Annotated in this window: 16 protein-coding genes and 1 riboswitch; of the genes, 13 read left to right on the top strand and 3 right to left on the bottom strand. The window is 67.7% G+C overall.

Annotation, left to right across the window (positions count from 1 at the left end):
* Positions 1-478 precede the first annotated feature (478 nt).
* The 4 genes from fabA to ACOYJQ_RS00645 all read left to right on the top strand — a co-directional run bounded on the left by fabA (position 479) and on the right by ACOYJQ_RS00645 (position 4,359).
* Positions 479-1,003: a 3-hydroxyacyl-[acyl-carrier-protein] dehydratase FabA gene (fabA, locus tag ACOYJQ_RS00630; RefSeq protein WP_433455511.1), complete on the top strand. Its 525-nt coding sequence runs from the start codon at positions 479-481 to the stop codon at positions 1,001-1,003.
* A gap of 141 nt (positions 1,004-1,144) precedes the next feature.
* Complete coding sequence (gene fabB / locus ACOYJQ_RS00635; RefSeq protein WP_433455513.1) at positions 1,145-2,368, top strand: beta-ketoacyl-ACP synthase I; 1,224 nt, start codon at positions 1,145-1,147, stop codon at positions 2,366-2,368.
* 29 nt (positions 2,369-2,397) lie between these two features.
* A complete protein-coding gene (fabI, locus tag ACOYJQ_RS00640; protein WP_433456387.1) occupies positions 2,398-3,222 on the top strand; it encodes an enoyl-ACP reductase FabI in 825 nt (274 codons plus the stop codon).
* A gap of 183 nt (positions 3,223-3,405) precedes the next feature.
* Complete coding sequence (locus tag ACOYJQ_RS00645; protein ID WP_433455515.1) at positions 3,406-4,359, top strand: YihY/virulence factor BrkB family protein; 954 nt, start codon at positions 3,406-3,408, stop codon at positions 4,357-4,359.
* Here ACOYJQ_RS00645 and ubiG read toward each other — a convergent pair.
* Positions 4,332-5,120 carry a bifunctional 2-polyprenyl-6-hydroxyphenol methylase/3-demethylubiquinol 3-O-methyltransferase UbiG gene (gene ubiG / locus ACOYJQ_RS00650; RefSeq protein ID WP_433455517.1) on the bottom strand — a complete coding sequence of 263 codons (789 nt, stop codon included), beginning with the start codon at positions 5,118-5,120 and terminating at the stop codon, positions 4,332-4,334. The genes ACOYJQ_RS00645 and ubiG overlap by 28 nt on opposite strands.
* A gap of 363 nt (positions 5,121-5,483) precedes the next feature.
* Here ubiG and ACOYJQ_RS00655 point away from each other — a divergent pair, with 363 nt between their 5' ends.
* The 8 genes from ACOYJQ_RS00655 to dapE all read left to right on the top strand — a co-directional run bounded on the left by ACOYJQ_RS00655 (position 5,484) and on the right by dapE (position 17,695).
* The gene (locus ACOYJQ_RS00655; RefSeq protein WP_433455519.1) at positions 5,484-6,749 is read left to right on the top strand and encodes an aspartate kinase; all 1,266 of its coding nucleotides are present in this window, start codon (positions 5,484-5,486) and stop codon (positions 6,747-6,749) included.
* 353 nt (positions 6,750-7,102) lie between these two features.
* A complete protein-coding gene (ptsP, locus tag ACOYJQ_RS00660; protein WP_433455521.1) occupies positions 7,103-9,370 on the top strand; it encodes a phosphoenolpyruvate--protein phosphotransferase in 2,268 nt (755 codons plus the stop codon).
* A 63-nt stretch (positions 9,371-9,433) separates the two neighbouring features.
* Positions 9,434-10,522, top strand: coding sequence for a peptide chain release factor 1 (gene prfA / locus ACOYJQ_RS00665; protein WP_433455522.1), 1,089 nt, complete (start codon positions 9,434-9,436; stop codon positions 10,520-10,522).
* Positions 10,519-11,412 carry a peptide chain release factor N(5)-glutamine methyltransferase gene (prmC, locus tag ACOYJQ_RS00670; RefSeq protein ID WP_433455524.1) on the top strand — a complete coding sequence of 298 codons (894 nt, stop codon included), beginning with the start codon at positions 10,519-10,521 and terminating at the stop codon, positions 11,410-11,412. The genes prfA and prmC overlap by 4 nt, the downstream gene beginning before the upstream one ends.
* A gap of 832 nt (positions 11,413-12,244) precedes the next feature.
* Positions 12,245-13,264, top strand: coding sequence for a DUF4167 domain-containing protein (locus tag ACOYJQ_RS00675; protein ID WP_433455526.1), 1,020 nt, complete (start codon positions 12,245-12,247; stop codon positions 13,262-13,264).
* Positions 13,265-13,434: 170 nt separating this feature from the next.
* Positions 13,435-13,574, top strand: a riboswitch (TPP riboswitch).
* A 186-nt stretch (positions 13,575-13,760) separates the two neighbouring features.
* Positions 13,761-15,533 carry a phosphomethylpyrimidine synthase ThiC gene (thiC, locus tag ACOYJQ_RS00680; protein WP_433456389.1) on the top strand — a complete coding sequence of 591 codons (1,773 nt, stop codon included), beginning with the start codon at positions 13,761-13,763 and terminating at the stop codon, positions 15,531-15,533.
* A gap of 154 nt (positions 15,534-15,687) precedes the next feature.
* On the top strand, positions 15,688-16,530 hold the full coding sequence (dapD, locus tag ACOYJQ_RS00685) for a 2,3,4,5-tetrahydropyridine-2,6-dicarboxylate N-succinyltransferase (protein ID WP_433455528.1): 843 nt from the start codon (positions 15,688-15,690) through the stop codon (positions 16,528-16,530).
* A gap of 10 nt (positions 16,531-16,540) precedes the next feature.
* Positions 16,541-17,695 carry a succinyl-diaminopimelate desuccinylase gene (gene dapE / locus ACOYJQ_RS00690; RefSeq protein ID WP_433455529.1) on the top strand — a complete coding sequence of 385 codons (1,155 nt, stop codon included), beginning with the start codon at positions 16,541-16,543 and terminating at the stop codon, positions 17,693-17,695.
* Positions 17,696-17,900: 205 nt separating this feature from the next.
* On the opposite strand, the gene truA is transcribed toward dapE, so the two are convergent.
* Positions 17,901-18,656, bottom strand: a complete 756-nt coding sequence (truA, locus tag ACOYJQ_RS00695; RefSeq protein WP_433455531.1) for a tRNA pseudouridine(38-40) synthase TruA — start codon at positions 18,654-18,656, stop codon at positions 17,901-17,903.
* Positions 18,657-19,628, bottom strand: coding sequence for a methionyl-tRNA formyltransferase (gene fmt / locus ACOYJQ_RS00700; RefSeq protein ID WP_433456391.1), 972 nt, complete (start codon positions 19,626-19,628; stop codon positions 18,657-18,659).
* 256 nt (positions 19,629-19,884) lie between these two features.
* On the opposite strand from fmt, the gene ACOYJQ_RS00705 reads away from it, so the two are divergent.
* Positions 19,885-22,638: an HAD-IC family P-type ATPase gene (locus tag ACOYJQ_RS00705; RefSeq protein ID WP_433455533.1), complete on the top strand. Its 2,754-nt coding sequence runs from the start codon at positions 19,885-19,887 to the stop codon at positions 22,636-22,638.
* The last annotated feature ends 99 nt before the right edge of the window (positions 22,639-22,737 follow it).

A 22,737-nucleotide genomic window follows, 5' to 3' on the forward strand; every position in this document is an offset into this window, starting at 1 on the left:
GCAATCCATAAAAGCCGGAAACGCCGGAAGCCACAAGAGCCCTGAGTCGCAACAGCCATGCCCGAAGCGTGCGGCGCCGGCCGTCTCCGGCGGTTTCCCGGGCGGCACTTCGACCGTGTTCCCGCGAAATCAAGCCTGTAGGGCGATATAAAGTCCCGGACGCGGCTTTCGGGCCGGCAGCCGTTATGTTAGGAAGCGCGCGACGGGGTTGCATCCAGGGGTCGGGAATCGATTTGCGAAGGTGGCTTTTACCTGTAACGAACGCCGGACACGATGGCCCGTTCCGCGCATGCGCCGATGGCGACGTCGAGGTTCCCGCCCGCTGTCGGGCAGGATTTGGCCGGAGGGCATGAAAGCGGTTTCCCATCGGAAACCGCTCGACGGAAAGAATCGCTGGGTGTTTACCGATTTCGTGAAATCGATAGACATTCTAGCGCCGTGAACGATGACGAAACGATGAAAGGAACGACCGGGGGACATGGAGCGCCAGTCGAGTTTTGATTATGAACAGCTCCTCGCCTGTGGGCGAGGCGAACTGTTCGGTGCCGGAAACGCGCAGTTGCCCCTGCCGCCGATGCTGATGTTCGACCGCATTACCTCCATCACCGAGGACGGCGGCGAATTCGGCAAGGGCGGCGTGCGTGCGGAGCTCGACGTGCGGCCGGACCTTTGGTTCTTCGCCTGCCACTTCAAGGGCGATCCGGTGATGCCGGGGTGCCTCGGGGTCGATGCGCTCTGGCAGCTCGTCGGCTTCTTCCTCGGCTGGCTCGGCGCGCCGGGGCGCGGAAGGGCGCTTGGCGTGGGCGAGGTCAAGTTCGCCGATCAGGTGCTGCCCACCATCCGCAACGTGGTCTACGGCGTCGACCTCAAGCGCGTGTTCCGCTCCAAGCTGGTGCTCGGCATCGCCGACGGCTGGCTGGAGGCGGACGGCAAGCGCATCTATACTGCGAAGGACTTGCGCGTCGGCCTGTTCACGGCGGATGCGAACGCGGCCGGCGCCTGACACGGCGCTTGCTCCGGCGATCGTCCCGCCGTCTCGGGAGGGCGGCTGGACAACGCGGCCCGCGCGCTCCATATGCTGCGCAGGCGCGGCCGCGCGCCGATGACTGACTTAAACGGAATTGGGAAAGAGGGAACGTTTGCGATGAGACGTGTCGTGGTGACGGGGATGGGCATCGTCTCATCCATCGGCAACAACGCGCAGGAAGTACTGGCTTCGCTGCGCGAAGCGCGTTCCGGCATCGTCTTCGCGCAGGACTATGCCGATCTCGGCTTCCGCAGCCGGGTGCACGGTGCGCCCACCATCGTGCCCGAGGAACACGTCGACCGGCGCGCCATGCGCTTCCACGGCGGCGGCACGGGCTGGAACCATATCGCGATGGATCAGGCCATCGCCGATTCGGGGCTCGAAGCGTCGGACGTCAGCAACGAGCGCACCGGTATCATCATGGGCTCGGGCGGTCCTTCCGCGCGCACGCTCGTCGAGGCGGCGGACATCACCCGCACGAAGGGCCCCAAGCGCGTCGGCCCCTTCGCGGTACCGAAGGCGATGTCTTCCACCGCTTCCGCGACGCTTGCCACCTGGTTCAAGATCAAGGGCGTCAACTACTCGATTTCCTCGGCCTGCTCCACCTCCGCGCATTGCATCGGCAATGCGTGCGAGATGATCCAGTACGGCAAGCAGGACGTGATGTTCGCCGGCGGCTGCGAGGAGCTGCACTGGACGCTTTCCGTGCTGTTCGACGCGATGGGCGCGATGTCGTCGAAGTACAACGACACGCCGGCGACCGCCTCGCGCGCCTACGACCTCAACCGCGACGGCTTCGTCATCGCCGGCGGGGCGGGCGTGCTGGTGCTGGAGGAGCTGGAGCACGCGCGGGCGCGCGGTGCGAGGATCTATGCCGAGATCGTCGGCTACGGAGCGACGTCCGACGGCTATGACATGGTCGCCCCCTCCGGCGAGGGCGCGGAGCGGTGCATGCGGCAGGCGCTGGCGACCGTGAAGGTGCCGGTCGATTACATCAATCCGCATGCCACCTCGACGCCCGCCGGCGACGGGCCGGAGATCGACGCCATCCGGCGCGTTTTCGGCGCGGGCGAGGCGTGCCCGCCCGTTTCCGCCACCAAGTCGCTCACCGGCCATTCGCTGGGCGCGGCCGGCGTGCAGGAGGCGATCTACTCCCTGCTGATGCTCAACAACAACTTCATCGCCAAGAGCGCCAACATCGAGGAACTCGATCCGGCTTTCGCCGACATGCCGATCGTCCGTGAGCGCATCGACGACGTGTCGCTCAATTGCGTGATGTCCAATTCGTTCGGCTTCGGCGGCACCAACGCCACCCTTGTCCTCAAGCGGCTGGAAGCCTGAGGGGAGACGACAGGGTGACACAAGGTTTGATGCAGGGAAAGCGCGGCCTCGTCATGGGCGTCGCGAACGATCATTCCATCGCCTGGGGCATCGCGCGGACGCTGCACCGGCAGGGCGCGGAACTGGCCTTCACCTATCAGGGCGAGGCGTTGCGCAAGCGCGTGGCGCCGCTGGCGGAATCGGTCGGTTCCGACGTGCTGCTGCCGTGCGACGTCGAGGATCTCGCCTCCGTCGACGCCGTTTTCGACGCGCTCAAGGCGCGTTGGGGCGGCATCGACTTTCTCGTGCACGCGATCGCCTTTTCCGACAAGAACGAGCTGAAGGGCCTCTACGCCGACACCACACGCGAGAATTTCGGCCGCACGATGCTGATCTCGTGCTTCTCCTTCACCGAAGTGACGAAGCGCGCGGCGGCGATCATGCCGAACGGCGGCTCCATCGTGACGCTGACCTATGGCGGTTCCACCCGCGTCATGCCGAACTACAACGTCATGGGCGTGGCGAAGGCGGCGCTGGAGGCCAGTGTGCGCTACCTCGCCAACGACTACGGCGCCGACTCCATCCGCGTCAACGCCATCTCGGCCGGCCCCGTGCGCACGCTGGCGGGCGCGGGCATTGCCGATGCGCGGCTGATGTTCGCCTACCAGAAAGCCAACTCGCCCCTGCGGCGCACCGTCACCACCGACGAGGTCGGCGGCGCGGCGGCCTATCTGCTGTCGGACCTGTCTTCCGGCGTCACGGGCGAAATTCATTACGTGGATTCAGGCTACAACATCATCTCCATGCCGCGCACCGAAGCGTTGAAGATCCACGATGCGGCGGAAGCCGCGACGGCAACCGAAGCCGCGAAATAAGGCACGCTCCCGGAACGCGGCATCCGCTTGCCGGGAATATGATTCTCGAACAGGGGAGCCGGTGACGGCTCCTTTTTTGACGTTTCCCGCCATACGCCCCGTTGCCGGATGTGTTATGCATGAACACAGGCGGCGACGCCCGCTTCACGACACGTTCCGGCATCGGGAGTGAAAGGGGTTGGCTTGGATATCGTCACCCGTCTCGCAAAGCTGATCTGGCTGTCCTTCCGTCGCTTCGATGCGCATGACGGCTGGGCCATCGCGAGCCATATCGCGCTCTCGGCGCTGATGTCGCTGTTTCCGTTCGTCATCCTCGTCGCGGCGGTCGCCAGTACGTTCGAAGCGGAGGGGCTGGCCGATTCCGTCACCGATCTGATGCTGGAAGCATGGCCGAAAGAGGTGGCGGAACCGATCGGCCGGGAAATCCATCAGGTATTGACCATCCAGCGCGGCGACCTGCTGACGGCGGGCGCGCTGCTGGCGCTCTACTTCTCGTCGAACGGCGTCGAGGCGCTGCGCATCGGCCTCAACCGCGCCTACGAGGTGACCGAAACGCGCCCGTGGTGGCTGACGCGGCTGGAAGCGTTCGGCTATGTGATCGGCGGCGCGGCGGTGCTGAGCGTGTTCTCGTTTCTCGTCGTGCTGGGGCCGCTGCTGTGGCGCGCGCTGGTGGACTACGTGCCGGCGCTGCAACCGCTGCACGGCATCGTGTTCGCGACGCGCTTCGCGGTGGCGACGCTGGTCATCGTCATCGCGCTTTTCGTCGGGCATCTGTGGCTGCCGAGCGAGCGGGCGCGCCGCAAGAAGGATCGCCTGACGAAAGAGCGGCGCACGACTCTGTCCGTGTTGCCGGGCGTGGTCGTCACGCTGATCCTGTGGCTGGTCGGCGGCACGGCCTTCGGCCTCTATCTCGACAGCTTCGCGCGCAACTACGTGTCGACCTACGCGGGGCTGGCCTCGGGCATGATCGTGCTGGTGTTCCTCTACATGCTGGCCGCCATCTTCATCTACGGCGCGGAACTCAACGCCGCCATCGCCGCGCTGCGGCGCAAGGCGCGCGAGGAAGCGCAGGAACGGGAGCAGACGCAGACGCCGGCACGGCAATCCGCTCAGGCGCGCGTGGCGGCGATCATATAGTTCACGGACAGATCGGGCGACGTGCGCCATTCGTCGGTCAGCGGGCGGTAGACCACGCCGATGCGCTCGGTCACGGCGAACCCCTGGCGGGAAACGGCGGCGGCAAGTTCCTCGGGCGTGACGAACTTGTGCCAGTCGTGGGTGCCGCGCGGCAGCCACCGCAACACGTATTCCGCGCCGACGATGGCGAGCGCGAAGGATTTCGCGGTGCGGTTGAGCGTCGCCATGACGAGCAGGCCGCCCGGCCGCGCCGCGGCGCAGGTGGCGGCGACGAAGGTCTCGACATCCGCGACATGCTCCACCACCTCCATCGCGAGCACGATGTCGAAGCGCTCGCCGCTCGCGGCGACGCTTTCGACGGTCTGCGCGCGGTAGTCGATGGAAAGCCCCTCCCCGGCGGCGTGGGCGCGTGCGACGGCGAGGTTCTTCTCCGCCGGATCGAGCCCGGTGACGGAAGCGCCGAGACGCGCCAGCGGCTCCGACAGCACGCCGCCGCCGCAGCCGATGTCCAGCACGGACAATCCGGCGAGCGGCGCATCCGCGCGGATGTCGCGCCCGAAGCGATTCGCCGCCAGATCGCGAATGTAGCGCACGCGCACCGGATTGAAGCGGTGCAGCGGCCGCATCGGCCCGTGCGGATCCCACCAGGTTTCGGCGAGACGCTCGAAACGGGCCACCTCGCCCGGATCGACCGTGCCGGCGGTGGCCGCGCCCGGAGCCGCTTCCGCCCCGGCCTGTCCTGTGGTGCCCGTCACCGCCATCCTCCCGTCCGCTCGCCACGGCGCGATAAAAGCATTGTCCTCAATGCGGAGCGGCATCCGCCGTGCATTGAGGACAATGCGTCAAATCAAAAAGACGCGCCGTTTCCGCATCTCGATGGAAACGCGGAAACGATGTCGTCCACCGGCCCGGCCTCGCACGCGAAAACGCTGTCGGCCGGCAGTTTACCCGCCGCCCGGCCGGCATGCAAACCGTTGGTGCGCGGACCATTGACATAAGGGCGCGGCGACGGCATTTATACACGCCTTTCATGCCGTTATCGGCGGCTGAATGCCAGTTTCATCCCGGCTGCCGTCGCCGCCCGCGACGGTGGCTCGCCAACGGAAAGCGAACCTGATCCCATCATGGCCCGTCTGGTGTTGAAGTTCGGCGGTACGTCCGTCGCCACGATCGACCGCATCCGCAATGTGGCTCTTCATGTGAAACGCGAGGTCGATGCGGGCCATCAGGTTGCGGTCGTCGTTTCCGCCATGTCCGGCAAGACCAACGAGCTGGTAGCCTGGTGCCGCGAGGCTTCCCCGCTGCACGACGCGCGCGAATACGACGCGGTGGTCGCATCGGGCGAGCAGGTGACAGCCGGACTGCTCGCGATCACGCTGCAATCGATGGGGCTCGACGCGCGCTCGTGGCTCGGCTGGCAGATCCCCATCCTGACCGACGGCGCCCACGGCGCGGCGCGCATCACGGGCGTCGACGGCACGGCGCTCATCGAGGCGTTCGAGAAGCAGGGGCAGGTCGCGGTCATCGCCGGCTTCCAGGGCATCCACAAGGCGACCGGGCGCATCGCGACGCTGGGACGCGGCGGCTCGGACACGAGCGCCGTCGCGGTCGCCGCCGCGATCAAGGCCGACCGGTGCGATATCTATACGGATGTCGACGGCGTCTACACCACCGATCCGCGCGTCGTGCCCAACGCAAGCCGCCTCGACCGCGTGTCCTTCGAGGAGATGCTGGAAATGGCGTCGCTCGGGGCGAAGGTGCTTCAGGTGCGCTCGGTGGAACTGGCGATGACACACAACGTGCGCACTTTCGTGCGCTCCAGCTTCGACGACCCGGCCGCGCCGCGGCCCGGCACGCTGATTTGCGATGAGGAGGATATCTTGGAACAACAGGTCGTGACGGGCATCGCCTTCTCGCGCGACGAAGCGCAGATCACGCTGCGGCGCGTCGCCGACCATCCCGGCATCGCGGCATCCATTTTCGGCCCGCTCGCGGATGCCAACATCAACGTCGACATGATCATCCAGGTCGTCTCCGACGACACGACGACGACCGACATCACCTTCACCGTCCCCTCTTCCAGCTACGAGCGGGCGCGCCAGATCCTCGAGGACCTGCGCGAGACCATTCAATTCTCGACGCTCCAGGGCGCCACCGACGTGGTGAAGATCTCGGCCATCGGCATCGGCATGCGCAGCCACGCCGGCGTCGCCGCGCGCGCTTTCCGGGCACTGGCGGACAAGGGCATCAACATCCGCGCGATCACCACGTCCGAAATCAAGTTTTCGGTGCTGATCGACGCCGAGTACACCGAACTCGCGGTGCGCACGCTGCATTCCCTCTACGGCCTGGACAAGAAGCCGGCGGCGGAAGCGAAGGCCGCGAGCTGAGGGTAAAAGTACAGGCAAATCGTGCCGCCGTCTTTGCGCATGCATGAATACATGCGACAAGTTGCATGCTCGCGATCATGCGGCTCATGCTCATATGGTTTTCGTCCATGTGCTGCCTGACCGCATGTCGCTTGTCCATGCGCGCCGTCCGGACAGGCCGCCTGAAAAAGAGGCGCATGTTGCATTGCACAAGTGCAACCGGCTTTCTTCTTCCCATTTCAGGTGCTTGCGCAGTTGCATGAGACCCGATTATACCCCCAACAGGGGATGTCGGGGGAATCATGCGGTGAGTCGCTGTCCCGGCGGGAGAGGCGCCGTCCGGCGGCAACGGACGGCCTGATGGGAACGGGCTGATGCGGGGAGCGTTGGGGAGCCCACGATTGTTGTTGCGTCGTCTGCGCGAGGTCATGGTGGAACCGGTCAGCGCGCAGGAGCGGCTGGACCGGATCGTGACGGTTATCGCCTCCAACATGGTGGCGGAGGTTTGCTCGGTCTACGTGCTGCGGGTCGACGGCACGCTGGAGCTTTACGCCACGGAGGGCCTCAATCCGGGGGCCGTTCATCTGACGACCATGCGCCTCGGCGAAGGCATCGTCGGCACCATCGCGCGCGATGCGGAGCCGCTGGCGCTGGCGGACGCGCAGCGTCATCCGGCCTATTCCTACAAGCCCGAGACGGGCGAGGAGATCTACAACAGCTTCCTCGGCGTGCCGGTGCTGCGCGCGGGCAACACGCTGGGCGTGCTCGTGGTGCAGAACCGGGCGCGGCGCAATTATACGGAAGAGGAAATCGAGGCGCTGCAAACCACGGCGATGGTGCTCGCGGAGATGATCGCCTCCGGCGAGTTGCAGGCGCTGGCGAAGCCCGGCGCCGATATCGCCGTGCGCCGGTCGCTGCATCTGCACGGCACCTCGCTGGCCGACGGGGTGGGGCTGGGCCACGCGGTGCTGCACGAACCCCGCGTCGTGGTGAAGAACCTGCTCGCGGACGACCCCACGCTGGAGCAGGCGCGCATCGACAAGGGCATCGCCACCGTGCGCGAGACCATCGACAGGCTGGTGGAGCGCGGCGACGTGGCGCATCACGGCGAGCATCGCGACGTGCTGGAGACGGTGCGCATGTTCGCCAACGACCAGGGCTGGATCCGGCGCGTGCGCGAGGCGGTGGCGACGGGCCTCACCGCCGAGGCCGCCGTCGAGCGGGTGCAGTCGGACGTGCGCGCGCGCATGCTGCGCCAGACCGACCCCTATCTGCGCGACCGGCTGCACGATCTCGACGAATTGTCCGACCGCCTGCTGCATGCGCTGGCGGGCGAGCATTTCGGCGCCTCGCGCGAGGATCTGCCGGAAAACGCCGTTCTGGTCGCCCGCTCCATGGGGCCGGCGGCGCTGCTCGATTACGACCGCTCGCGTCTGCGCGGCCTCGTGCTGGAGGAAGGCGGCCCGGCGAGCCACATCGCCATCGTGGCGCGCGCGCTGGGCATTCCCGCCGTGAGCGAGATCGCCGGCATCACCGGCCTGCTGGAGCCGGGCGACGCCATCATCGTCGACGGCGCGGCCGGCGACGTGCAGGTGCGCCCCCAGCCCGACGTCCAGTCCGCCTATGCCGAGAAGGCGCGCCTGCGCGCCCGGCGGCAGGAGCAGTACCGCAGCCTGCGGGACTTGCCCTCCGTCACGCCCGACGGCGAGCGGATATCGCTCAACGTCAACGCCGGCCTGCTCGTCGATCTGCCGCATGTGGCGGAGACCAACGCCGACGGCATCGGCCTGTTCCGCACCGAGCTTCAGTTCATGATCGCGGAGCGCATGCCTTCCACCAGCGATCAGGAGGCGCTTTATCGCCAGGTGCTGGACGAGCTGAACGGCGCGCCCGTCACCTTCCGCACGCTCGATATCGGCGGCGACAAGGTGCTGCCCTACATGCAGGCGGTGGAGGAGGAGAATCCCGCGCTCGGCTGGCGCGCCATCCGCATCGGGCTCGACCGGCCCGGCCTGCTGCGGGCGCAGGTGCGCGCGCTGCTGAAGGCCTGCGGCGGGCGGGCGCTGAAGGTGATGTTCCCGATGGTGGCCACCGTCGAGGAATTCAACCGCGCGAAAGCCATCGTGGCGCGCGAGCTGACCTATCTGCGCAAGCACGGCCATGTCGAGCCCGCCTCCATCGCCATCGGCGTGATGGTGGAAGTGCCCTCGCTCGTGTTCCAGATCGAGGAACTGGTGCAGGTGGCCGACTTCCTGTCCGTCGGCTCCAACGACCTGATGCAGTTCCTGTTCGCGGCGGACCGGGAAAACCGGCAGGTGGCGGAGCGCTTCGACCCGCTCAGCGCGCCGCTGCTGCGCGCCCTGAAGACGATCCAGGACACCGCCGATGCGCACGATACGCCGGTGACGCTTTGCGGCGAGATCGGCGGCAGGCCGCTGGAGGCGATGGCGCTCATCGGGCTCGGCTATCGCTCGTTCTCCATGTCGCCGGCGTCCATCGGCCCGGTCAAGGCGATGCTGCTGTCGCTCGACGCCGGCGCCATCACCGCGGAGATGCGGCGCCTGCTGGCCACGGCGGGCGACCGGGGCACGCTGCGTCAGGCGCTGGCGGGCTTCGCGGCCGCGCGGGGCGTGCCGGTGTAGCGACGCTTTCCGGCTCCTCCCGCACGTTCCACCCGCCGCCCTCACCTTCCGGTTTCGCTCTCCATGACCGACATCATCACCCCGCCCCCCGAGCGCCTCGCCGCCATCATCGACCGCCACGCCGTGCTCACGGCGACGCTGGCGGCGGGGGCGGATTCCGATACGTTCGTCGCGCTGTCGCGGGAACTCTCGGAACTCGATCCCGTCGTGGAGACGATCCGCGCCTTCCGGGCGGCGGAAAGCAACCTCGCCGAGATCGACGCGCTCGTCGCCGATCCGCAGACGGACCGGGACATGCGCGCCTTCGCGGCGGAGGAGCGCCCCGCCGCCGCCGCGCAACTGGCGGAGGCGGCGCGGGCGCTGACCATCATGCTGCTGCCCAGGGACAGCGCCGACGAGAAGAGCGCCATCCTCGAAATCCGCGCCGGCACCGGCGGCGACGAGGCGGCGCTGTTCGCGGGCGACCTGTTGCGCATGTACACGCGCTATGCCGCGACAAGGGGCTGGTCGGTCGAGATTCTCTCCGAGAGCCCCGGCACGGCCGGCGGCTACAAGGAAATCATCGCGGAAGTGGCGGGCCGGGGCGTGTTCGCGCGTCTCAAGTTCGAATCCGGCACGCACCGCGTGCAGCGCGTTCCCGAGACGGAAGCGTCCGGGCGCATCCATACCTCCGCCGCGACGGTTGCGGTGCTGCCGGAGGCGCAGGATGTCGACATCGCCATCGACGAATCGGACCTGCGCGTCGAGACCATGCGCTCCAGCGGCGCCGGCGGGCAGCACGTCAACAAGACCGAATCGGCCATCCGCATCACCCACATCCCGACGAACACCGTGGTGATGGTGCAGGAGGAGCGCTCCCAGCACCGCAACCGCGCCAAGGCGATGGCCATGCTGCGCGCCCGCCTCTACGACGCCGAACGCAGCCGCACGGAAGCGGCGCGCGCGCAGGACCGCAAGTTGCAGGTGGGCTCGGGCGACCGCTCGGAACGCATCCGCACCTACAACTTTCCGCAGGGGCGCGTCACCGACCACCGCATCAACCTCACCCTCTACAAGCTGGAAGAGGTGATGATGGGCACAGCGCTCGACCAGTTGCTCGATGCGCTCATCGCCGAGCATCAGGCCGAATTGCTCGCGGCGCAAGCCACGTGAGCGGCGCCCCCCCTTCCCGCGCGGAGGCGTTGACGCGGCTGACCGCCGATCTGCGGGCAGCGGGCATCGACACCGCCGCCCTCGACGCGCGCCTGCTGCTGGCCGCGGCCGCGCGCCTGTCGACGATCGATCTTTATACCTGGCCCGATGTCCCGCTCGATGCGGCGTCCCACGCGCGTCTTGCGGCGATGGCCGCCCGCCGCCTCGCCCGCGAGCCGGTGGCGCGCATTCTCGGGCAGCGGGAGTTCTGGGGGCTGCCGTTTCATCTTTCCCCGGCCACGCTCGTGCCGCGCCCGGAGACGGAACATGTCGTCGAGGCGGCCATCGCCGAACATGCGCGCATCGTTGCGGGGCGCGACAAATCCGCGCAGACGGGCGCGCCCTTCACGATTGCCGATCTCGGCACGGGCTCGGGCTGCATCGCCGTGGCGGCGGCGCACGAACTGGCGGACGCACGCGCGATCGCAGTCGATCTCGCGCCCGACGCCGCCATTGCGGCGCGCGGCAACGCGGTGCGCAACGGCGTCGGGGATCGTGTATCGGTGATCGTGGGATCGTGGGCCTCGGCGCTCGCCGACCGTTGCGCCGATCTCGTGCTTTCCAACCCGCCCTACATCGAAACTCTTGACCTGGAGGGTCTCGATACCGATGTAAAGGACTACGATCCGCGTCTTGCCCTTGATGGCGGCGCCGACGGGCTGCATGCCTACAGACAGATCTTCGCCGATGCGCGGCGCATCCTGCGTCCCGACGGGGCGGTCGTCGTGGAGTTCGGCCGCGGACAGGCGGCCGCGATCGCGGATATCGCACGGGCGAACGGCCTGCTTCCGCGCCCTGCGATCCTCGATCTCGCCGGAACAGAGCGCGTCATTGTTGCCACATTGTTGTGAAAGATGAGGCTGTTCGACGCTTTCCGACCAAAAAAGTGCTTGGCGCGATAATGGGAAGCCGGTAGTGTCAGGTTGTGAATCAAGCTTGGCCGTCAATCAGGTTATCCGGTTCGCTCTTCGGCATGTAGGTCGGGGCGGCCGCCAGCTCGTCTGTTGAACTGATCGCATCTATCAAATGGATGATTCCAGCAGATCGGATTTCATGTGATCCATCAGCGTGTCGCTTTTTCGTTGATCGCGGTCCGGAGCCTCCCCGCCGCAGGCCGGCGCGGCGGGTTTGCCTGCTGTTCGTGTCGTTGAAGCGTGCATGGCGTTGCGAATCGCTGCCCGTCGGATGCGCCGCGATCCGGGAAGGTTCGTTTCCGCGCGGGTTCACTCGGCCACGATGAGGCTCTGGAAAGCGGTATCGAGGTTTTTTAAGAGAACACTGACGCAACAACGGCTGTTTGTCGCCCTTTCGCGAGGGGGCAAACAAGTATCCTTGCCGCCACGGACAGCACGCAGGGATTTTGGAGCGCTTTCCGGTTAGATGGAATCATTTAATCGACAAGAACTCGCTCAAAATCAAAGCCTTGAGGATTTTTGCGTTTCGACGGGACGCAAAAATCCTCCAGGAAGCATGATCCCGGAAAGCGGATGCCGCCTTTTGGAAAAAGATGATGCTCGAACAAGAAGATAGAGAATTCCTGCGTTTCGACGAAAGGCAGGGATGCTCTTGACGACCGGCACCGGAACCGGCAACCGATCCTGCCAGACGATCGGCGCACCCGGAGCGGGCCGGATGACAGCAGGGACGCGACGTCCCCATTTTCAGCTCCCAATGAGATAGTCGATGAGACCAGGTCAAAACAGGCGCATGCGCAACCGCAACCGGAAAGCTCCCAACCCGCTGACGAAGACGTTCGAGTCGAACGGGCCGGACGTCAAGGTGCGCGGCACGGCCCAGCATATCGCCGAGAAATACACGCAGCTCTCGCGCGACGCCCATGTCGCCGGAGATCCCGTGGCGGCGGAAAACTATCTCCAGCATGCGGAGCATTACCTGCGCATCATTCTCGCCGCGCAGGCGCAATACCAGCAGAATTTCGGATTTCCGCGATCCATGGACGAGGATCAGGAGGACGGCGCCGACGACGGCGCTTTCGGCTACGGCTACGGCGTGCAGGACTACGGCGCTCCCCAGCCCGACACGCGTCAGCACGAGCCGCGCCAGCATGAACCGCGCACCGTCGGCCAGCGCCAGCCCGAATCGCGCTTCGCCCCCGCGTTCGACGACGAAGGGCAGCCGCCCCAGCGCGACCGGCCCGAGAGGAACGCGCGCGGCCAGGACAGGCAGCAGGAGCGTCAGCCGCAAGAGCGGTCCGAGCGCCCCGAGCGGCAGGATCGCCGCGAGCGCTTCCGCCGCCGGCGCGAGGATAACGTGAACGGCTTCGCACAGGCCCCCGAGGATGCCGGCGCCGCCCGCCAGCTCGCCCTGCCCGCGTTCCTCACCACCCCGGTTCGCCCGGCTGCGGAAGCGGACGAGCAGCCCGCCATCGCGCGCGAAGTCACCGCCGACCCCATGCATGCGGAACCTGCGCACGCCGAACCCGTGCGCGCCGCGCCCGAACAGCCTGCCGAGGCGGTCGTTGCGGCGCCGGTGGTCGAGGCGGAAGTCACTCCGACCGCCGCTCCCGTCGAGCCGCCGCCGGCGCCCGCCGCGGAAGCCGAGACGCCCGCGCCCCGCACCCGCCGCCGCCGTGCCGCCGCGAGCGAGGAGACGGCCGGCGAGGAAGTCGAGCCCGTCCGCAAGCTGCGCGCCACACGCACCCGCAAGAAGACCGTGGACAGCGACCTGCCGGTCGCCGAGTAAGGCGTCTTGCATGACCGGCGCATCGAAGCCGCCATGCAAAACGCCTTCATCCCTGTCTTTTGATTTCCGAACCTGCGTTCAATCCGGCACGCGGGGCCGAGTGCAACCCGCCTGCGGCGGGGGGCCGGTATTCTTGCGGTTGACAAAGCCGCCTGTTGCGTCAAAGGTAAGGCTATTCCGAGGGGGGTCCCGCGAGGGGGCTGAGATTCCGTCATGCCGTTCAGGGCCTTGAGGCCACGCAAACGGCGCCGCGGTGACCCTTGAACCTGATCCGGGTCATACCGGCGGAGGGACGGGACAATGCCGACGCAAAAGCGCCTCGTTGCGTTACAAAAATCGTTGCATCTGAAATCTTGTCAGCCGCTTCACGCCCGGATTCTCACTTTCCGGGAGGTTGATAGCCGTGACGACGACAGTTGCAGAAACCAGCACGACGACTGAAAAACGCCCGCGCACCAAGGTCGCCGCGGCGCCGGCAGCCGTCACCACCGGGCCGATTCACGGCTCGCGCAAGATCTACGCCTCGCCCGAGGGCCGACCGGACATCCGCGTGCCGTTTCGCGAGATCGCGCTCGATCCCGCCTGCGGCGAGGATCCGGTGCGCGTGCAGGATACCTCCGGCCCCTATACGGACCCGGATGCGGCGATCGACCTCGAACAGGGGCTCGCGCCGCTGCGCGCTCCGTGGCTTGTCGCGCGCGGCCTCGACGAGATCGCGGCGCGCGCCGTGAAGCCGGAGGACAACGGATTCGTCTCGCCCGAGCGCCTCGTGCCGGCCTGTCCCGCCGCGCGGCCGGTGCTCGCCGGGCGCGACGGCCAACCCGTGACGCAGCTCGAATTCGCCCGCGCCGGCATCGTCACCGACGAGATGATCTATGTCGCGCATCGCGAAAACCTCGGCCGCGCAGCCATGCTGGCCGGCGCGCAGGCGCGCCGGGCGGACGGCGAGGATTTCGGCGCCGCGATTCCGGCCTTCATCACACCGGAATTCGTGCGCGAGGAAGTGGCGCGCGGGCGCGCCGTCATTCCCGCCAACATCAACCATCCCGAGCTGGAGCCCACCATCATCGGCCGCAATTTTCTGGTGAAGGTCAACGCCAACATCGGCAATTCCGCCGTCACCTCCTCGGCGGCGGAGGAAGTCGAGAAACTGGTGTGGGCCACGCGCTGGGGCGCGGATACGGTGATGGACCTCTCGACGGGGCGCAACATCCACAATATCCGCGGCTGGATCATGCGCAACTCGCCGGTGCCCATCGGCACGGTGCCGATCTATCAGGCGCTGGAGAAAGTCGACGGCGAGCCGGAAAAGCTGACGTGGGAGCTGTTCCGCGACACGCTCATCGAGCAGGCCGAACAGGGCGTCGACTACTTCACCATCCACGCGGGCGTGCGCCTCGCCTATGTGCCGCTCACGGCGAGCCGCGTCACCGGCATCGTCTCGCGCGGCGGCTCCATCATGGCGCGCTGGTGCCTCTCCCACCACCGCGAGAGCTTCCTGTACGAGCGTTTCGACGAGATCTGCGACATCATGCGCAAGTATGACGTGTCGTTCTCGCTCGGCGACGGCCTGCGCCCCGGCTCCATCGCCGACGCCAACGACGCGGCCCAGTTCGCCGAACTCGACACGCTGGGCGAACTCACCAAGATCGCCTGGGACAAGGGCTGCCAGGTGATGATCGAGGGTCCCGGCCATGTGCCGATGCACAAGATCAAGGCCAACATGGACAAGCAGCTCGCCACCTGCGGCGAGGCGCCCTTCTACACGCTCGGGCCGCTGACGACCGACATCGCGCCGGGCTACGACCACATCACCTCGGCCATAGGTGCTGCGATGATCGGCTGGTTCGGCACGGCGATGCTCTGCTACGTCACGCCGAAGGAACACCTTGGACTGCCCAACCGCGACGACGTGAAGACCGGCGTCATCACCTACCGCATCGCCGCGCACGCGGCCGATCTCGCCAAGGGCCACCCGGCGGCGAAGCTGCGCGACGACGCCCTGTCGCGCGCGCGCTTCGACTTCCGCTGGAACGACCAGTTCAACCTGTCGCTCGACCCCGACACGGCGCGCGCCTTCCACGACGAGACCATGCCGAAGGACGCGCACAAGGTGGCGCATTTCTGCTCGATGTGCGGGCCGAAGTTCTGTTCCATGCGCATCACGCAGGATCTGCGCGCCGAAGCGGAGCGGCTGTCCGGCCTCACCGACAAGGCGGCGCAGTTCCGCGAGCAGGGCGCGCAGATCTACGTGCCGGCCGCGGAATAGAGCGGAACGGAATCGCGTATTCGCGATGGTCGGGCAGGCTCCGCGCGCGTTCTGTCCAAGCCGAGTTCCGGCCCGGCCATTGACACGCGCGCGCGGGCAGGCAAATTTTGCCTTTCGGCAATGCAAGCGCCTGCCCAACCAAACACGGACAACCATGACACACGACGCCATCGCCTCCATCATCGACAACGCCTGGGAAAAGCGGGCCGACGTTTCCTTCGACACCACGGGCGAGGTTCGCGACGGCGTGGAGGAAGCGCTGCGCCTGCTCGATGGCGGATTCGCGCGTGTCGCGGAAAAGATCGATGGCGAATGGCACATCAACCAGTGGCTCAAGAAAGCCGTGCTGCTCTCTTTCCGCCTCAACGACATGAGCATCATCGAAGGCGGCCCCGGCGGCGCGGTGTGGTGGGACAAGGTGCCCTCCAAATTCGCGGGCTGGGATGCGCTCGCCTTCCGCGAGGCGGGCTTCCGCGCGGTGCCAGGCACGATCGTGCGGCGCGGCGCCCATATCGCGCCGGGCGTCGTGCTGATGCCCTCCTTCGTCAATCTCGGCGCCCATGTGGGCGAGGGCACGATGGTCGATACATGGGCGACCGTCGGCTCCTGCGCGCAGATCGGCAAGAATGTGCACCTTTCCGGCGGCGTCGGCATCGGCGGCGTGCTGGAGCCGTTGCAGGCGAATCCCGTCATCATCGAGGACGATTGCTTCATCGGCGCCCGTTCCGAAGTGGTGGAGGGCGTGATCGTGCGCGAGGGTTCCGTGCTCTCCATGGGCGTGTTCATCGGCGCCTCCACCAAGATCGTCGACCGCGAGACGGGCGAGGTGTTCCAGGGCGAGGTGCCGCCCTATTCGGTCGTGGTGCCCGGCAGCCTGCCCGGCAAGCCGCTGCCCGACGGCACGCCCGGCCCCTCGCTCTACGCCGCGGTCATCGTCAAGCGCGTCGATGCGCAGACGCGCGCCAAGACCAGCATCAACGACCTGCTGCGCGATTGAGTTTCCGATCATGACCGATGTCGTCTCGCTCGCACAGGCGCTGATTCGCTGTCCCTCCGTCACGCCGGCGGAGGGCGGGGCGCTGGCGCTCGCGGGGGAATACCTCTCGGCGGCGGGTTTCGCCGTCGAGCGGGTGACTTTTTCCGCGCCCGGCACGCCGGATGTCGACAACCTCTACGCCCGCTACGGCAGCGGCGCGCCCTGCCTCATGTTCGCCGGGCACACGGACGTCGTGCCGCCGGGCGACGTTTCGCGCTGGCGGCACGATCCCTTCGCGGGCCGCATCGTTGACGGCAGGCTCTACGGGCGCGGCGCTTGCGACATGAAGGGCGGCGTCGCGGCGATGGTGACGGCGGCGGTCGATTTCGTCGCCGCCCGCCCGGCGTTCGCCGGCTCCATCGCCTTCCTGCTGACGGGCGACGAGGAAGGCCCCGCCGTCAACGGCACGGTGAAGCTGCTGGAATGGGCGAAGGCGCGCGGCGAGGTCCTCTCGCATTGCATCCTCGGCGAGCCGACCAACCCCGACCGGCTCGGCGACATGATCAAGATCGGCCGGCGCGGCTCGCTCACCGGCCGGCTCACCGTCACCGGGAAGCAGGGCCACGTCGGCTATCCGCATCTGGCCCGCAACCCGGTGCCCACCCTTCTGCGGGCGCTCTCGGCCCTCATCGCCTCCCCGCTCGACGGCGGCACGGCGCATTTCGATCCGTCCAACCTCGAAGTGACGACGATCGACATCGGCAACCCGGCGACGAACGTCATTCCCGCCGCCGCGACGGCGGTCTTCAACATCCGTTTCAACGACCTGTGGACGCTGGACAGCCTGAAGGCGGAGATTGCGGACCGTCTCGCCCGCGCGCGGCGGGAGGGCGACGCCGAGGTCGCGCTCGCCTTCGATCCGAGCAACGCCGTCGCCTTCCTGACCGATCCGGGCCCGTTCGTCACGCTCGTGAGCGAGGCCGTCGAAGCGCAGACCGGCCGGCGGCCGGCGCTTTCCACCACCGGCGGCACCTCGGACGCGCGCTTCATCCAGGCGTATTGCCCCGTGGTGGAATTCGGCCCCGTCGGCGGCACCATGCATCAGGTGGACGAGTTCGTGGCGGTCGACGATCTCGTGGCGCTCACGGCGATCTACCGCGCGGCGCTGGAGCGCTATTTCGGATAGAGCAGTTTGCGTTCAAATCGATCCATCGAATTGAACGCAAGTTGCGGTAAAATATAGAATTTAGAGCGGCGTGACGATTCCACTTGAACGCACGACGCTCTGGAGCATTTCGGCGTTTCGTTGAAACGCAGAAATGCTCTATCTTATTGACTTGACGCGTTTTCTTCACGCAAAGCGGTATCCGCTTTGCTTGAAAACGCTCTAGTCAGGGCTGTTCGGGATAATCCACACCCACGAGATAAAGCCCGCAGGCCGGTGCCATCGTGCCGCAGCGGGCGCGGTCGCGTGCGGCAAGGGCGTCGCCCACGTCCTCCGGCGTCCATTTGCCCGCGCCGACGAGTCCGAGCGTGCCCGCCATCGACCGCACCTGATGGTGCAGGAAGGAACGCGCCGAGGCGAAGATGCGGATCTCGTCGCCGATGCGCTCCACATCCAGCCTGTCCAGGGTGCGGACCGGGCTCGCGGCCTGACAGTCCGCGGCGCGAAAGGTCGTGAAATCGTGGTTGCCGAGCAGGTATTGCGCTCCCGCCTGCATGGCCCCCGCATCGAGGCGGCGGGGAACGTGCCAGACGCGATCGCGCTCCAGCGCCGGCTGCGGGCGCCGGTTCAGGATGCGATAGAGATAATGCCGCCCGATGGCGGAATGGCGCGCCTCGAACGTCTCGTCCACCGCCTGCGCGTCGACCAGCGCCGCCGCATCACCCTGCAATTTCAGATGCGCGTTGACCGCATCGCGCAGCCGGTCGGGACGCCACACGCGCGCAAGATCGACATGCGCCACCTGATGCGTGGCATGCACGCCCGCATCGGTGCGGCCCGCGCATTGCACACGCGCCGGCCCGTTGCCGCTGGCCGCGATCGCCTCCTCCACCGCCTGCTGCACCGAGCGGCCGTTGTCCTGCCATTGCCAGCCGACATACGGCGTGCCGTCATATTCGACGATCAGTTTGTAACGCGGCATTCAGGCGGTTTCCCCGCTATCCGCCGCCGCCAGAAGCATGCCCTTGCGCAGATGCGTGCCGTTGAGGAAATCCGCCGCCGGCACGACGCCCTTGCCCGCCCGCTGCACCTGCAACAGCCGCACGGCGCCCTCGCCGCAGGCCACCGTCAGGTGATCGTCGAGCAGCGTGCCGGGCGCTCCCGCCCCCTCCGCGAGCGCGGTGCGCAGGATCTTCAGCCGCTCCGGCCCCTTCCGCTCCGGCCCCTTGCCGAGATCGGCGAGCACGAAAGCGCCGGGAAAGGGCGAGAGACCGCGCACATGGTCGTGCACCTGCCGCGCCGGCCAGGCCCAATCGATACGCGCTTCCTCGTTGGTGATCTTGCGCGCGTAGGCGACGCCTTCCTCCGCCTGCGGCACGAAACCCAGCGCCCCGCGCGACAGGGCGGCGAGCGCGCGCGCCATCAGATCCGCGCCCAGACGCGACAGGCGGTCGTGCAGTTCGCCGGAGGTCTCGTCCGGGCCGATGGCCACCCGCTCCAGCATGGCGACGGGGCCGGTGTCGAGGCCCGCCTCCATCTTCATCACGGCGACGCCGGTCTCCCTGTCGCCCGCCATCACCGCCCGCTGGATGGGCGCGGCCCCGCGCCAGCGCGGCAGCAGCGACGCATGCAGGTTGAGACACCCCAGCGCCGGGGCATCGAGCACCTCCTGCGGCAGGATCATGCCGTAGGCCACGACCACCGCCGCATCCGCCCCGAGCGAGCGAAAGGTCTCGATGGCCTGCGGGTCGCGCAGCGTCGCGGGCGTGAACACGGGAAAGCCGAATCTCTCCGCCATCGCCTGCACGGGCGAGGGCTGTTCGGCAAGGCCCCGGCCGCGCTTCGCCGGCGCGCGCGTGTAGACGGCGACGACCTCATGCCCCTGCCCGACGATCTCGGCGAGCGTGGGAACCGCGAAATCGGGCGTGCCCATGAAAACGATGCGTAGCGACATATTGTCCCGGCCCGAACCCTGACCCTGCCCGCGCCGAACGCGGGCGGAAACTTGCGATCCGTCGCTCATAGAATATTCCGGTGGCCGGGGGCAACCGTCAACATCACGCCGATTTTCCCGGCACCGTCATCGATCCTTCATCCGCCGATGGCCAGTCTGCTGTAGTCGTCTCTCCCATGGCCGTCCGGGCAGGCGCCGCGCCGGTGCGGCAGGGCCGCGTTCCATCGCCATTGCCGATCGACACCGACGAGGTTTCATGAACGTCCACCCGCCCGCCGCCGCGTCCGCCTCTCCTTCCGGCGATCCGCCGTCATGGCATGCGCTGCCGGTCGAGGCGGTCCGCCGGCGGTTGCAGGCGGGCGAGGACGGGCTCGATCAGGCGCAGGTGCGGGAAAGGCTGGCCGCCCACGGCCCCAACCGCCTGCCCGAGCCGCCGCGCCGCAACCCGATCATGCGTTTTCTGGCGCAGTTCGACAATGTTCTCATCTATGTGCTGCTCGCCGGCGCGGCGGCGGCCTGCGTGCTCGGCCATCTGGTCGACGCGGCCGTGATTCTGGCGGTGGTGACGGTCAACGCCATCGTCGGCTTCGTGCAGGAAGGCAAGGCCGAAGCGGCGCTGGGCGCCATCCGCGACATGATTTCGCCGCGCGCCAACGTCATCCGCGAGGGTGCGCGCGCCAGCATCCCGGCGGGCGACATCGTGCCGGGCGACGTCGTGCTGCTCGAGGCGGGCGACCGCGTGCCCGCCGACCTGCGCCTGACGCGCGCGCGCAGCCTGCTGATAGACGAGGCGATCCTGACCGGCGAATCGGTCGCCGCCGAAAAGGCCGACGCGCCCGCAGCGCCCGATGCGCCGCTCGGCGACCGCCGGAGCATGGCCTTTTCCGGCACCATGGTGGCGGCGGGACAGGGAGCGGGCATCGTCGTGGCGACCGGCACGGCCACCGAGATCGGCCACATATCGACGCTGCTCGCCACCGTCGAACCGATGTCGACGCCGCTGCTGCGCCAGATCAACGCCTTCGCGCGCCGCTTCACGCTGCTGGCGCTCGGCTTCGCGGTGCTGCTGTTCATCTTCGCCGTCTCGTTTCGCGGTTTCGGCTGGGCGGAGGCGCTCATCGCCGTGGTGGCGCTCGCGGTGGGCGTCGTGCCGGAGGGGCTGCCGGCGGTGATGACCATCACGCTCGCCATCGGCGTGCGGCGCATGGCCGCGCGCAACGCCGTGATCCGCCGCCTGCCGGCCGTGGAGACGCTCGGGGCGACATCGGTGATCTGCTCCGACAAGACCGGCACGCTGACGCGCAATGAAATGACGGTGCGGCGCATCGTGACCGCGACCGATGTCCTGCAAGTTTCCGGCGCGGGCTACGCGCCGGAGGGCGCCGTCACCGCATCGGACGGGCGGACGGTCGATCTGACGCAAGCCGTTCCCGTTCAGGCCGATCCGGCGGCGCTGATCCTGCGCGCGGGCGCGCTCTGCAACGACGCCGTGCTGCATCGGCGCGACGGACGCTGGATTGTCGAAGGCGACCCGATGGAGGGCGCGCTGCTGACGCTCGCCCACAAGGCGGGGCTCGATCCCGCGCCGGAGCGCGAGGCATGGACGCGCCTCGATGAAATTCCGTTCGACGCGGCCCATCGTTTCATGGCCACCCTGCACCGCGCACCGGACGGCGGCGCCGTCATCCTCGTCAAGGGCGCGCCCGAGCGGCTGCTGGAAGCCTGCCGTCGCCAGCTTTCGCGCGAGGGGCATGCGGACATCGACACCGCTTACTGGCACGGCGAAATCGCGCGGGCGGCGGAACAGGGCGAGCGCCTGCTGGGCTACGCCGTCCGCAGGCTGCCCGCGCCGCCCGCGCGCCTGAGTTTCGACGACCTGCGCGAGGGGCTCGTGTTCCTCGGTCTCACGGGCTTCATCGATCCCCCGCGCGACGAGGCGATCGCGGCGATCGGCGAATGCCACGCCGCCGGCATCGCCGTGAAGATGATCACGGGCGATCATGCCGCCACCGCCGCCGCCATCGCCCGCCAGCTCGGCCTTGCGCCGAATCCGGCGGTCGCCACGGGCGCGGATGTCGACCGGGTTGCGGACGCGGAACTGCCGGCACTCGCCGCGCGCACCGATGTCTTCGCCCGCACCAGCCCGCAGCACAAGCTGCGCATCGTCAAGGCGCTGCAAACGACGGGCGCGATCGTGGCCATGACCGGCGACGGCGTCAACGATGCTCCCTCGCTGCGGCAGGCCGATGTCGGGATCGCCATGGGCCGGAAGGGCACGGAGGCGGCGAAGGAAGCGGCGCAGGTCGTGCTGCTCGACGACAATTTCGCCTCCATCGTCGCCGCGGTTTCGGAGGGGCGAACGGTCTACGACAACATCCGCAAGATGATCGCCTGGACGCTGCCGACCAACGGCGGCGAGCTTCTCGCCGTCGTGTTCGCCATCGCGGCCGGTTTCGCCATGCCGCTGACGCCGACGCAAATCCTGTGGCTCAACCTCATCACCACCATCACGCTGGGGCTTGTGCTGGCGTTCGAGCCGGGGGAGCCCGGCGTGATGGCGCGCAAACCCCGCGACGCCACCGCCGCGCTGCTCTCCCCGCTCATGCTGTGGCGGGTGGTTTTCGTCTCCCTGCTGTTCTTCGCCGCGCTGCTGGCGGTGTTTTTCCACAGCCTGTCGCGCGGCGACGAACTGGCGCTGGCGCGCACGCTGTGCGTCAACGCCCTTGTCGTGCTCGAAGCCTTCTATCTTTTCAACGTGCGCTATCTCAACTCCACCTCGTTCACCTGGCGGGGGGCGCTCGGCACGCCGGCCGTCATCGCGGCCATCGCGGCGGTGACGGCCGGGCAGTTCATGTTCACCTACATGCCGTTCATGCAGGCCACTTTCGATACCCGGCCCGTTGCGTGGCAAGACGGCGCGGCGCTCGTCGGGCTGGGCGTCGCCATGATGATCGTGCTGGAGATCGAGAAATGGCTGCTGCGACGCTTCAAACTCTTCGGCATGCAATAAAGGCGGGTATGCCGATCGCCCGGATGATTCATCCGGGCGAAAAGTGCGCACCCTTTCCGGCTCGCCGCCTTACAGGCTCCTTATCGATCAAATGATTCC

Origin of the sequence: Pseudochelatococcus sp. (assembly GCF_050946405.1) — a bacterium.
In the GTDB taxonomy this organism is placed as follows: Bacteria; Pseudomonadota; Alphaproteobacteria; order Rhizobiales; family Beijerinckiaceae; genus Pseudochelatococcus.